This is a genomic window from Paraburkholderia ginsengisoli NBRC 100965 (assembly GCF_000739735.1).
Lineage (GTDB): Bacteria > Pseudomonadota > Gammaproteobacteria > Burkholderiales > Burkholderiaceae > Paraburkholderia > Paraburkholderia ginsengisoli.
Genome location: NZ_BBJF01000005.1, coordinates 202,044 through 214,160, shown reverse-complemented (window position 1 = coordinate 214,160; position 12,117 = coordinate 202,044). Strand labels below are relative to the sequence as shown.

Sequence of the window (12,117 nt, the reverse complement as noted above, 5' to 3'; positions counted from 1 at the left end):
GCGAGCCGACTAGCGGCAGAAACTAGCGGCAGAGATTTCCGCCGAGATAAGCGGCGACCGGTCCTGTCAGTGCAATGCCCCGCAACTCCTCCGCCGATGCCAGTTGCGCGGCGACAATCTCGCGATTATCGAGCCGCAATTCGGGGATGCAATCGAGGTGGAGCTCAAAGAAATGCACCCGGTCTCTTCGTCCGTCCCAGTTCCCGCAGACGCTGCCCGCGGGAAGTAACGATAACGAGTGCGACGAGAGTCCGACCTCCTCCTCCATTTCGCGCTGCGCGGCGGCATCGGGCGCCTCGTCGGGCCGGACACTGCCGCCGGGAAAATTCCATTCGGCCCGGTACGATGACTTCACCAGCAACAACGCCCCTCCGACGTAGATGGCTACCAGCGCGCCTTCATGATGAGGCCGCCGAAGATGCCACCAGGCGCGAGCGAGCCGGAATCCGACGCGAAGCGCCATGCGCCAGACAGCGTCGACAAGCGTAGCCGGTCGCGCTCGTTCAAGGCTCGGCATGCGGTCTCTCCTTTCTTCGTTTCCTGGCGTCAACGGTGCGCAGTACCTGCGGGCAATATGGCCGTGCTCAGGTCGTGCTGCTCACGTCGCCGTCGAGACCATTCATCGGCAACGTCGCCCATACTCGTCGCTGTCCCGCTTCGAATCCATGCCATCAATGCGCGGTCGAATCTGATTCGGGCCCGCATTCAAGGATCAGAAAGCGACGCACGTTCTGCGTATTTCTGTACGCTTTGTCGATGCGTGTCGTCCGCGTGATATGACCGCCGTGCCAATCGAAATCCATCTACATCCCCATTGTCGAGTCGCGCTTCCAGATATCGCTGCAGATTGTCGGCGATTTAGCCAGGCGTGTCGAACGACCGGCTCGGTTGCATTGATTTCTTACGGTCACCCTGTCGCGACCGCCACGAAGAGATAAGGAAGAAACAAAAAGGACCGCTGTCCGTGAGGGCAGCGGTCCTTCATGCCGGGTTGCCGTCTTCAACAGTGGTTACTTGCCCGCACCTGGCGACACGACGCTTGGGGTCGCCAATGTGTTGTTGCTCTTGGGAGCGCTGGTGCCGGATGTCGAATCGCTGTTCGTGCCGCTCGGCAGGCCCGAGTTCGGCGCCTTGGCGCCCATGCCGCTATCCGAATGGGTCGAGCCTGGTGTGCCGTAGCCGCTCGTTGCACCGCTCGTTGCACCGTTCACCTGGTTTGCTGCGCCAGCCGTGCTACCCGCCGACCCGCTGCCGCTCTGGCCTCCGGCCGTCTGTGCATAAGCGCCTGCCGACAGCGTGAACGCGGCGAGGGCCGCGATTAATGTGCTGGTTGCCTTGCTCATGATTCGTGCCTCCTTGATCGGACTGGAATAGGGACACAGACGGTCATCGCCTGCTTGAACCAAGGGCAGCAATCACCGTGCCGCATGTTTTCATCCGCACCGGAATGATGTGCGCCGCAACGTGCGGTCGCCGTCTGCGCGTGACTCGACGGCGGCCAGCACGCGTTTTGACTTTCGCAAGGTCGGGATACTCAAGGCAACTGGGGCCTGACTTCGCGATACAGGGACAATTGAAAAACTTCCAGGAGCCGATTCCCTCATGCGCGCTGCATGCGGACCCTGATCGTTCTCTGATATCGACAGGTATGCGAAAGGAGCAGACCGCCCCCCAGCGGACCACGCATAGGCTCCGTTGACGATAAACTTGCTAAACTTTTCGTCGGCAATTTCTTTGCGCAACGATCTTCGGTAGAGCGAAGAGATTGCCCTCGGCTCTGCCCTTTGACCGATTCAACGAACCTCTTCCGCCCCGCATGTTCCAGCTACGGCAACTGAAAATCTTCCTGGCGGCAACCGAAACCCTGAGCTTTACGAAGGCTGCCAGGCGCGTGCATCTATCGCAGCCCAGTGTGACCGAGCAGGTACAGGCACTGGAGCAGAGCGTCGGTCAAGCGCTGTTCGTTCGCAAGAACAACAGGCTGACGCTCACCGCGGCGGGCGAAAAGCTGGCCACTCGCGCCCGCGAGCTGCTCGCGATGGCCGACGATACGTTCCGGGTCGTGCGAGATAACCTCGAAGAGCAAGGAGGCACGATCCGCGTCGCGGCACCGCAAACCTTGTGCACGTCCCTGCTGATTCCGGTGCTCACCCGTTTTGTCGATCGGCATCCGGGAACCCAGGTCGTGATCCAGGAAAGAAACTCATCGGCAACCGCTCAGGCGGTGCTCGACGGGACAGCCGACTTGGGTCTCGTGCACGGATGGCCCGCAAACGACGCTAACCTTCAGGCCGATCTCATCGCGCGCGACATGCCCGTTGTCGTGATGCCCCCTGGCCATGCGCTGAGTCGGGCCGTCGATGTCAGGCCCGACGCGCTCGCAGCGTTCCCTCTGATCGTCACCATGGAAGGCTGCCGGTATCGCGAGTATCTGGAAGCCCTGTTGCAGGAAGCCCCCGTGCGCCCTTCGATCCGCGGCATCGCCGACAGCGTGCCGGCCCTGGTGCAGATGGTGTCCGCGGGCCTCGGCGTGTCGATCCTGCCGAAAATGGCCGTGGACAGCGCTGAAGCGGCCGCGCGCGTCGAGTGGCGCGCGCTGTCGACGAGCGGCGACGGTCTGCCAATCTGTCTTCTCACTACGGATCGGCAGCCCGTGCGTCACGTGGCGGCATTTATCGACATGGTTCGTCTCGCCACCGCAAGCTCAGACGAGCCGATGCCCGCCTTCGACGTGAAGAACCGTGCCGGTGATGTAGCCGTTACCAAGTAGGAAAACGATGGCATCGGCGATGTCGTCGGCAGTTCCGACCCTGCCCACCGGCAGACGCTCGGCCATCGAGGCCAATAGCCGTTCACTGTCCGCGCCGGCGACGTCGTCCCAGATCGGCGTGCGGACCCAGCCCGGCGATACCGCGTTGATCCGCAGCGGCGCGAGTTCGACCGCCATCGCGCGAACGGCGCCTTCGAGCGCGGCATTGATTGCCGCCACCGCGACGCCCTTCGGCCTCGGCCGGTAAGCCGCAATGCCCGAAGTCAGCGTGATCGAGCCGTGAGCGGGCATGCGCGGCGCACCGTGCTTGGCCAGCAGGATCGGCGCGACGACCTTCGAGCGGATCGCGCGATCCAGCGCATCCAGTTCGAGCCGCGGCAGCAGTTCGTATGAGCCACGGATGTCGGCGGCCGTGCAGACCAGGTGATCCACCGTCCCCGCTTCGTCGAACAGACGCCGCACTTCCTCTTCGCGCGTCACATCGGCCTGGTGCAGGCGTGGCTCGCCGAACTCGCGCAGCCGCTTGCGCGCCGCTTCGAGCTTTTCTCGTGACCGGCCGACGATCGATACCTCACAGCGCATTGTCAGCAACTGCGCGCAAAGGGCCAACCCCATCCCCGAATTGCCGCCGACGATTACCACCCGTTGTCCTTCGAGATTCCTGTTCATGCTCACCTTGAAAGTCGTCGTTGAAGTGAGTCATGTTGGCGGCGCACAGTCTTGCGCACCAGCAGGAATGTTCGATCGTCGCATCGGTAGTTCCGATGCCGCCTGTCGGCTGATGGACAGGGGTAGCGATGCGCCGTGCAGGCAGTCGCGCCCTGCACGGCCTGTTCTATTCAAGACCGTTCGACCACGACTTCGAGATACTCGCTCGGCAGAACGAGTGTCGTGTCGCCCGACCGGTTTCGGCTCCCGATCAGTGTCATCAGATCATCGAGGAGCGCCGCCTGCCGATCGCCGTCAAGTGCGGCAAACGCCTTGTTCATTGGGCCGTAGTACGTGCGAAAAACTTCCATGAAGTGCGCCGGCGAACGATAGCGAAACGTGAACGAGCGTTGGGTCGCCGCGATATCCGCGGCGTTTCCCTCGAACAGCGTCTGCACGCGCGCCTGCGTACCCCAGAGCGCCGGTGACAGCATGCCCGCGGGCGGCGGGACGTACTTGCCGATCGTCCTGAACACCTGTCCGATGAAGCTCTCCGGCGTCCAGTTTGCGAGACCGATCCGGCCACCCGGCTTGCACACTCGCGCAAGCTCAGCCGCCGCCTTCTCCTGGTTCGGCGTGAACATGACGCCGAACGTCGACATCACGACATCGAACGAAGCATCCGCGAAGGGCAGCGCTTCGGCGTCCGCTTCCTGAAACCGCACCGGCAGCCCTTCCGCTTGCGCGCGGGCGCGTCCGCACTCCAGCAGTGACGTGACGTAATCGGTGGACGTGACATCGCAATAGCGGCGCGCCGCGGCAAGCGTCGCGTTGCCATTGCCGGCGGCCACGTCGAGCACGCGACTGCCGGCGCGCAGGTCGAGCGCTTCGCAGAGGTTCTCGCCGACAATTTGCAGCGTGGTGCCGACGACGGCGTAGTTGCCCGTCGACCAGGCGACCTGTTGCCGGGCCTTGGCGGCAGCGAAGTCTGCGACGGGTGAGAAAGAGGAATCGACAGCGGACATAAAGCACTCCTGAGAGGAACGAGGCGGCGATACCAGCAGGATGCGTGGATTGGCTGCCTGTTCCGGGACGCCGCGAATGTGCACCGCAAGCATGCCCGCGCGACGATCGGGCAAGTCGGAAGCCGTGAATCGACATTCGATGACAGTATCCGCACGCGAACCGGGTCGATGAATGACCGCGCGTCCAGATGTTTTGCGCGGGACGCCGAAATTGACTCGCGCTTTCCGGATGTTCTTTCGGACACCTTCGCCGAGGGCATCGATGCGGGCCGGTGATCTAAACGCCGACTTCACTGCGCGTTGCACGTTGGCGCATTACCGATGAGGCGACCCCGGATGGGTGCCGTGCATTCCGCCGCGCGCGGGCATCACACTTGCTGCGTTATCGCTTGCGCGTACTGGCACGCGCCTGGCGGAACCCGGCCGCCCGCCGTCGAACGCCCCACACCCCCACAGCGCCACTGCCAACAGATCCCGCTTTCCGCTTCAGTCCGCGGCCCGGCATGCCGCTTCTGCCCTCTCGCCATAAGGAGAACGCACGATGCATCAGACCGCCTTCCCCGCCTCGCCTGCGCAGCCCGCCGCTGAACGCGACGAAACGCGCGACCCGCCGCGCGACACAACGCGCCCCCCTCACCCGCCTTCCGCCGACACGGCCATGTCAGTCGAGCTGACCGTCAACGGTAATCTCTACAAACTGTCGCTCGATCCCCGCACCACGCTGCTGGATGCGCTGCGGGAGCATCTGCATCTGACCGGCACCAAAAAGGGTTGCGACCACGGTCAGTGCGGCGCGTGCACCGTGCACGTGAACGGACGGCGCGTGAATGCGTGCCTGTCGCTGGCCGGCACTCACGCCGGAGACGACATCACCACCATCGAGGGCATTGGCCAGCCCGATGCGTTGCATCCGATGCAGGCCTCGTTCGTGGAATGCGACGGCTATCAATGCGGCTACTGCACGTCGGGCCAGATCATGTCGGCGGTCGCGCTGCTCGACGAAGCGGTCGGTCCCGGCGATGCCGAAGTGCGCGAAGCCATGAGCGGCAATCTGTGCCGCTGCGGCGCCTATCAGAACATCGTCGCGGCGATCCAGCGCGTACGCGGCCAATCCTGAGGAGCGCCATCATGGAAATGTTCCAGTTGTCGCGCGCCGCCAGCGTGCGTGACGCGATCTCGGCCGGCGCGGCGTCGGCCACCGCCCAGCAAGGCGCACAAGTGCGCTTTCTCGCCGGCGGCACGACTCTGCTCGATTTGATGAAGCTCGACGTCGAGCGGCCCACGCGCGTCGTCGATATCAGCCGCCTGCCGCTCGACCGTATCGAAGCGCTGCCCGACGGCGGTGTGACAATCGGCGCGACCGCCAAAAACGCGGACCTCGCGTTGCATCCGCTGATTCGTGAGCCGTACGCGGTACTGTCGCAAGCATTGCTTTCCGGCGCGTCGGCCCAGTTGCGCAACATGGCGACGACCGGCGGCAACCTGCTGCAACGCACGCGCTGCGTCTACTTTCGCGACGCCGCGATGCCATGCAACAAGCGCGAGCCGGGTTCGGGCTGCCCGGCGATCGACGGTTTCAACCGCACCCTCGCGATTCTCGGCACCAGCGACGCGTGCATCGCCACGAACCCGTCGGACATGAACGTCGCGCTGACCGCGCTCGACGCAACCCTCCACGTCGAAGGGCCGAACGGCACGCGCAGCATCGCGATCGATGACTTCTTCCTGTTGCCCGGCACGACGCCGCAGCGCGAGAACGTACTCGACGCGGGCGAGCTCATTACGCACGTGACGCTGCCGCCTCTGCCGGCGGGCACGCGCTCGGTCTACCTGAAGCTGCGCGATCGCGCGTCGTACGAGTTTGCGCTGGCGTCGGCCGCCGTCGTCGTAACGCTGAACGGCGGTCGCATCGACCAGGCCCGTGTCGCGCTCGGCGGCGTCGGCACGCGGCCCTGGCACGCGCTCGAAGCGGAAGCCTTGTTGCGCGGCGCAATGCCCGACGCCGCAACCCTCCGGAAAGCCGCCGACGCCGCGCTCGCCGATGCAAAGCCGCACAGTCAGAACGGCTTCAAGGTCGAACTGGCGCGCCGCTGCATCGTCCATGCGCTGGGCCAGGCGACCGCCGTGGCCTGAACCGACCAGAGAGAGGAACGCACATGTCCACCTTGCCCGACTCCGTGTTGTCCGTCATTGGACGGCCTCAGGCGCGCGTCGATGGTCCGTTGAAAGTCAGCGGCCGCGCAGCCTATACATCCGATATCGAATTGCCCGGCCTGCTGATTGCGGTGCCGGTATGCAGCACGATCGCGAGCGGCCGGCTCACGTCGCTCGACACGGCGGGCGCCGAAGCGATGCCCGGCGTCCACGCGGTGCTGCATCGGGAGAATATCGGCCGCTTCTACCGGCTCTCCGGCAACTCGATGGAGACCGGCTATGTCGACGAAGCGCGGCCGCCGTTCGAGGACGACATCATCCGCTACTACGGCCAGTACATCGCGGTCGTGATCGCCGACACCTTCGAGGCTGCAAGCGCGGCCTCGGCGGCGGTCAAGGCGGCCTACGAAGTCACGCCGCACGACGTGCGCGACGAACTCGATGCCGATGACGAACCCAAGGTCCAAAGCGAGCGCGGCGACGCGCACACCGCATTCGACACCGCGCCCGCGACGATCGACGCGACCTATGTGACGCCGACGGAAACGCATAACCCGATCGAACTACACGCGTCGATCGCGCAATGGGACGGCGAAAACTACACGTTCTACGAGACGACGCAGGCCATTTCGGTCCATCTGGGCACGCTCTCGCAAATGCTTGGGATACCGAAAGAAAATATCCGCGTGATCTCCCGCTACCTCGGCTCGGGCTTCGGCGGCAAGTTGTGGGTGTGGCCGCACACGCTGCTGGCCGCCGCGGCGACGCGCCATACGGGCCACCCGGTCAAGCTGGTCGTGAGTCGCAAGATGATGTTCCAGAACGTCGGTCATCGTCCGGTCACGCAGCAACGCGTCCGCGTGTCGGCCGAGCCCGATGGCACGCTCACGTCGCTGCGGCACGACTACGTCAATCACACCGCGATCGCCGACGAGTACGAGGAAAGCTGCGGCGAAGTCACGCCACTCATCTACAGCACGCCGAACCTGCGCGTGACCTCCGGGCTCGCGCGCCGCAATGTCGGTTCGCCAACGTCGATGCGCGGCCCAGGCGCGGTGCCTGGACTGTATGCAATCGAATCGGCGATGAACGAACTGGCCCGCGTGCTGAACCTCGACCCCGTCGAATTGAGGCTGCGCAACGAGCCGCGCGTCGACGAAAGCACGGGCTTGCCGTTTTCTTCGCGGCATCTCGTCGAATGTCTGCGTGTTGGCGCCGATCGGTTCGGCTGGTCGCAGCGGAACCCGGACGTCGGGTCGATGCATCGCAACGGCCTGACCGTGGGCTGGGGCGTCGGCGCCTGTGTGTGGCCCGCGATACGCTTTTCCGCTGACGCGAACGTCGATCTGCGAGCGGACGGCAGCGCGCGGGTCGTGTGCGGCACGCAGGATATCGGCACCGGCACATACACGGTGCTCGCCCAGCTGGTGGCCGAGGAAACCGGCATTCCGCTCGCGCGCATCGAAGTCGGTCTCGGCGATTCGGCATTGCCGCGCGGACCGGTCTCGGGTGGCAGCGGCGTAACGGCATCGGTGGTCCCCGCGGTACTCGATGCCGTGCGTGCGGCGATCAGGATGGTGCTGTCGCGTGCGGTCGCGGTCGACGGTTCGCCGTTCAAGGGCGCGGCCGAAGAGGCGCTCGCATTCAGCGCGGGACACGTGCACCGCAAGGACGACGCGCCGGAGCGCGGCGTGCCGTTCGGCCAGATTCTCGAAGCCGCGAAAATGCGTGCGGCCTCGGGCAGCGGCAGCGCGAAGGGCGGCTTCGACGATCCGCTGAAAAAGCGCTTCTCGCTCTATTCGTACGGCGCGCACTTCGCCGAAGTCACGTGGCAGCCGGAGATCGCGCAGTTGCGCGTGAGCCGCGTGGTCACGGTGATCGATGGCGGACGCATCGTCAATCCGCGCGCGGCGCGCAATCAGGTCGAAGGAGCGGTCGTGATGGGTCTCGGCATGGCGCTATTCGAACACACCGAGTACGACAGGCGGACGGGCGCGCCGATCAATAGCAATCTGGCCGATTACATCATCGCGTCGAACGCGGATACGCCCGAGCTGGACGTGACCTTTCTCGACCATCCGGACACCGTGTTCAACGAACTCGGCGCACGCGGGATCGCGGAGATCGGCCTTGCGGGCATAGCAGCCGCGATCACCGACGCGACCCATCATGCGACCGGCGTGCGCGTGCGCAAGCTGCCGATCATGATTGAAGACCTGCTCGCGGGAGAATCGGCCTGAGCCTGAATGTTGTTGCAACGGGCGGAGCGCGTGGCGATAGCGCTCCGCTCGAGACCGATCCCGCCCTGCTTCATGACCGGCCCGCCGAACAGGCTCGCCTATCGTTCAAGCCGATCGCCGCGACGACCTGATACCTGCCATCGCGGGCTCGCTCTGTCGCGCTCCCCTTCTCTCACCAGAGATTCCGCCGTGAATCTGTCCCGCGCTTACCACTTCAGTTGACATGCATCAACCGCGCTGCCCGCCGCGCGGTCATAGTTGGCCTGTACCCACGCTGATCCACCGCCGCCCAACCCGTTTGGAGCAGCGGTGCAAGCGCATCACGGCCAACAAGAGCCGTCCCTCATCGCCGGCGCGGCGCATTGCGTGCCCGGCTCCTTCCTGATTCATGTGAGGAGACTATGTCTACCATCGAAACCGTTTCCCCTGCCCCCACGGCGCTGCACATTCCGCTCACGCGGAATGCGAGCATCGACGGCATGGATGCCTATCGCGCCCTCGTCGCCGAGGCCAGTCAGGATCACGAAGCGTTCTGGGCGCGTCTCGCCCGCGAACATCTCACGTGGCGCCGCCCATTCACGAAGGTGCTGAACGACACGGAAGCGCCGTTTTATCGCTGGTTCGAAGACGGCGAGCTGAACGCGTCGTATAACTGTCTGGATCGCAACCTGATCAACGGACTGGCGGAGAAAACCGCAATCGCCTTCGAATCCGACGACGGCAAGGTCACGCATGTGACCTATCAGGCGCTGTATCACCGCGTCTGCCGGCTCGCCAATGCGCTTCGTGCGCGTGGCGTGAAGAAAGGCGACCGCGTGGTGATCTATATGCCGATGTCGGTGGATGGCGTGGTCGCGATGCTCGCGTGCGCCCGCCTCGGCGCGCCGCACTCGGTGGTGTTCGGCGGCTTCTCCGCGAAGTCGCTGCATGAACGCATCGTCGATGTCGGCGCATGCGCGGTCATCACCGCCGACGAGCAGGTTCGCGGCGGCAAGACACTGCCGCTCAAAACCATCGTCGACGACGCGCTCGCGATGGGCGGCACGGAGAACATCGCAACCGTGGCGATCTACCGGCGCACCGGCGGCCGGATTCCATGGATCGCCGGCCGCGACGCATGGCTGCACGAACTCGAAGCGGCGCAGCCGGATACCTGCGAACCCGAATGGGTCGGCGCGGAACATCCGTTGTTCGTGCTGTACACGTCCGGCTCGACCGGTACACCCAAAGGCGTTCAGCACAGCACCGGCGGCTATCTGCTGTGGGCCGCGTTGTCGATGAAATGGACGTTCGACATCAAACCGGCCGACGTGTTCTGGTGCACGGCGGACATCGGCTGGATCACCGGCCACACTTACATCTGCTATGGACCAACGGCGGTCGGCGCGACCCAGGTGATCTTCGAAGGCGTGCCCACTTATCCGAATGCGGGTCGCTTCTGGGACATGATCGAGCGCCACAAGGTCAGCATCTTCTACACGGCGCCGACGGCGATCCGCTCGCTCATCAAGTCCTCCGACGCCGATCATTCGGTGCATCCCGACAGCTTCGACCTGAGCAGTCTGCGTCTGCTCGGCACGGTCGGCGAACCGATCAATCCGAGCGCGTGGACGTGGTACGCGCAGCACGTCGGCGGCGGGCGTTGTCCCGTGCTCGACACCTTCTGGCAAACAGAAACCGGCGGCCACATGATTTCTCCGCTGCCGGGTGTGACGCCGCTCGTGCCAGGCTCGTGCACGTTGCCGATGCCCGGCATCGACGCGGCGATCGTCGACGAAACCGGCAATGAAGTGCCGAACGGCCATGGCGGCGTGCTGGTCATCCGCAAGCCGTGGCCTTCGATGATCAGGACGATCTGGGGCAATCCGGAGCGCTTCCGGCATGGCTACTTCCCTGAGGAGCTGGGCGGCAATCTCTATCTCGCGGGCGACGGCGCGATCCGCGATCGCGACACCGGCTACTTCACGATCACCGGCCGTATCGACGACGTGCTGAACGTTTCCGGGCACCGGCTCGGGACCATGGAAGTCGAGTCCGCGCTCGCCGCGCATCCGCTGGTCGCGGAAGCCGCGGTGGTCGGGCGTCCCGATGACACGGCGGGCGAGGCGATCGTCGCGTTCGTGGTGCTCAAGGCCGAGCGGCCGTGCGGCGCCGACGCGAAGCGCGTGGCCGACGAACTGCGCGCGTGGGTGGGCAAGGAGATCGGCCCGATCGCGAAGCCCAAAGACATCCGCTTCGGCGACGCGATGCCGAAGACCCGCTCCGGCAAGGTAGTGCGCCGTCTGTTGCGCTCGGTGGCGAAGGGCGAAGTCATCGCGCAGGACACATCGACGGTGGAAAATCCCGCGGTGATCTCGCAGTTCGCCGCCCCCACCTGAAGCCTGACGCCCCATACGCGAGCGACTACCGCTCGCGCATTGCCTCACACGATCTGCTATCGCGCGCGCCCCGCATGGACACGCGCGCCCCCAATTTTCAGCGTTCCTGCACGGAACGGAGGACGTCATCATGAATATCAAGGCTCCCAATCCCGCTTCGCTCGGTCTCGCCGGCTTCGCGCTGACGACATGGCTGCTCAGCATGATCAACGCCGGCTGGTTCAGCGGCAATGCAATGGGGATGGTGCTCGCAGTGGCCTTCGCCTATGGCGGCACCGCGCAAGCGATCGCTGGACTCATGGAGATTCCGCGCGGCAATACGTTCGGCGCGACGGCTTTTCTGAGCTATGGCGCTTTCTGGTGGTCGCTCGCGCTGTTCGTGCTGTTCCTGCACGGCACGGTGCCGGCCGCGTTTATCGGCTGGTATCTGTTCCTGTGGGGCGTGTTCACGCTTTATATGTGGGTCGCGACGTGGCGCTCCCCACGCGTGCTGCAACTGGTGTTTCTCTCGCTGTGGATTACGTTCTTCGTGCTCGCGGCGAGTGAGTGGACCGGGCTCGAATGGCTGCATCATGCCGGCGGTTATCTGGGCATGCTGACCGCGTTGTTCGCGTTTTATCTGTCGGCGGCGGAAATCATCAACGAGACGCATGGGCATGTGGTGTTGCCGACTGGCGTGATGCTGCCGCGAATCGCGGTGTCCATGACGATTCAGGAAGAACTGCGCGAAGCGTAATCGGGCAGGTGGCGGGCGGCGCTCGCTGCCCGCTTGCCGTCCGCTTTCTGTCCACTTTCTGCCGCACTGGAGCGCGGTCTGGTCGACACATTGGAACGTCGCGCTGCAAAAGGTGCTAGCCGTTCAAGCGAAACATCTTTCGCGGACACACGCAGAAGGAGCGCGC

Annotated in this window: 10 protein-coding genes and 1 pseudogene; 6 read left to right on the top strand and 5 right to left on the bottom strand. The window is 64.7% G+C overall.

Annotated features, from left to right (window positions below; genetic code table 11):
* Positions 1 to 22 precede the first annotated feature (22 nt).
* The 3 genes and pseudogenes from BGI01S_RS10225 to BGI01S_RS10215 form a co-directional block, all read right to left on the bottom strand.
* Positions 23 to 517, bottom strand: coding sequence for an NUDIX domain-containing protein (locus tag BGI01S_RS10225; protein WP_042324933.1), 495 nt, complete (start codon positions 515 to 517; stop codon positions 23 to 25).
* 29 nt (positions 518 to 546) lie between these two features.
* Positions 547 to 803: pseudogene (locus BGI01S_RS31030) on the bottom strand (DUF6434 domain-containing protein).
* Between the two features lie 207 nt (positions 804 to 1,010).
* Entirely contained in the window at positions 1,011 to 1,343 is a 333-nt protein-coding gene (locus BGI01S_RS10215) for a hypothetical protein (RefSeq protein WP_042324931.1), read from the bottom strand.
* A gap of 473 nt (positions 1,344 to 1,816) precedes the next feature.
* Here BGI01S_RS10215 and BGI01S_RS10210 point away from each other — a divergent pair, with 473 nt between their 5' ends.
* Entirely contained in the window at positions 1,817 to 2,770 is a 954-nt protein-coding gene (locus tag BGI01S_RS10210; protein WP_042324929.1) for a LysR family transcriptional regulator, read from the top strand.
* Here BGI01S_RS10210 and BGI01S_RS10205 read toward each other — a convergent pair.
* Together BGI01S_RS10205 and BGI01S_RS10200 are read right to left on the bottom strand one after the other, a co-directional pair.
* Entirely contained in the window at positions 2,705 to 3,439 is a 735-nt protein-coding gene (locus BGI01S_RS10205; protein ID WP_042324926.1) for an SDR family oxidoreductase, read from the bottom strand. The two genes, BGI01S_RS10210 and BGI01S_RS10205, sit on opposite strands and share 66 nt — an antisense overlap.
* Positions 3,440 to 3,609: 170 nt before the next feature.
* On the bottom strand, positions 3,610 to 4,443 hold the full coding sequence (locus BGI01S_RS10200; RefSeq protein WP_042324924.1) for a class I SAM-dependent methyltransferase: 834 nt from the start codon (positions 4,441 to 4,443) through the stop codon (positions 3,610 to 3,612).
* Between the two features lie 658 nt (positions 4,444 to 5,101).
* Between BGI01S_RS10200 and BGI01S_RS10195 the strand changes: the two genes are divergently transcribed.
* From BGI01S_RS10195 to BGI01S_RS10175, 5 genes are all read left to right on the top strand, one after another.
* Positions 5,102 to 5,560, top strand: coding sequence for a (2Fe-2S)-binding protein (locus BGI01S_RS10195; protein ID WP_232624483.1), 459 nt, complete (start codon positions 5,102 to 5,104; stop codon positions 5,558 to 5,560).
* Positions 5,561 to 5,571: 11 nt separating this feature from the next.
* The gene (locus BGI01S_RS10190; protein WP_042324920.1) at positions 5,572 to 6,576 is read left to right on the top strand and encodes an FAD binding domain-containing protein; all 1,005 of its coding nucleotides are present in this window, start codon (positions 5,572 to 5,574) and stop codon (positions 6,574 to 6,576) included.
* A 23-nt stretch (positions 6,577 to 6,599) separates the two neighbouring features.
* Positions 6,600 to 8,837, top strand: coding sequence for a xanthine dehydrogenase family protein molybdopterin-binding subunit (locus BGI01S_RS10185; RefSeq protein WP_042324919.1), 2,238 nt, complete (start codon positions 6,600 to 6,602; stop codon positions 8,835 to 8,837).
* 401 nt (positions 8,838 to 9,238) lie between these two features.
* Positions 9,239 to 11,215: an acetate--CoA ligase gene (gene acs, locus BGI01S_RS10180; RefSeq protein ID WP_042324917.1), complete on the top strand. Its 1,977-nt coding sequence runs from the start codon at positions 9,239 to 9,241 to the stop codon at positions 11,213 to 11,215.
* Between the two features lie 130 nt (positions 11,216 to 11,345).
* Positions 11,346 to 11,951 (top strand): acetate uptake transporter, encoded by a 606-nt coding sequence (locus BGI01S_RS10175; protein ID WP_042324915.1) that lies wholly within the window; start codon positions 11,346 to 11,348, stop codon positions 11,949 to 11,951.
* Positions 11,952 to 12,117 lie beyond the last annotated feature (166 nt).

Coding starts and splice junctions, on each gene's coding strand:
- BGI01S_RS10225 (WP_042324933.1), bottom strand. CDS start 517: ATGCCGAGCCTTGAACGAGCGCGACCGGCTACGCTTGTCGACGCTGTC.
- BGI01S_RS10215 (WP_042324931.1), bottom strand. CDS start 1,343: ATGAGCAAGGCAACCAGCACATTAATCGCGGCCCTCGCCGCGTTCACG.
- BGI01S_RS10210 (WP_042324929.1), top strand. CDS start 1,817: ATGTTCCAGCTACGGCAACTGAAAATCTTCCTGGCGGCAACCGAAACC.
- BGI01S_RS10205 (WP_042324926.1), bottom strand. CDS start 3,439: ATGAACAGGAATCTCGAAGGACAACGGGTGGTAATCGTCGGCGGCAAT.
- BGI01S_RS10200 (WP_042324924.1), bottom strand. CDS start 4,443: ATGTCCGCTGTCGATTCCTCTTTCTCACCCGTCGCAGACTTCGCTGCC.
- BGI01S_RS10195 (WP_232624483.1), top strand. CDS start 5,102: ATGTCAGTCGAGCTGACCGTCAACGGTAATCTCTACAAACTGTCGCTC.
- BGI01S_RS10190 (WP_042324920.1), top strand. CDS start 5,572: ATGGAAATGTTCCAGTTGTCGCGCGCCGCCAGCGTGCGTGACGCGATC.
- BGI01S_RS10185 (WP_042324919.1), top strand. CDS start 6,600: ATGTCCACCTTGCCCGACTCCGTGTTGTCCGTCATTGGACGGCCTCAG.
- acs (WP_042324917.1), top strand. CDS start 9,239: ATGTCTACCATCGAAACCGTTTCCCCTGCCCCCACGGCGCTGCACATT.
- BGI01S_RS10175 (WP_042324915.1), top strand. CDS start 11,346: ATGAATATCAAGGCTCCCAATCCCGCTTCGCTCGGTCTCGCCGGCTTC.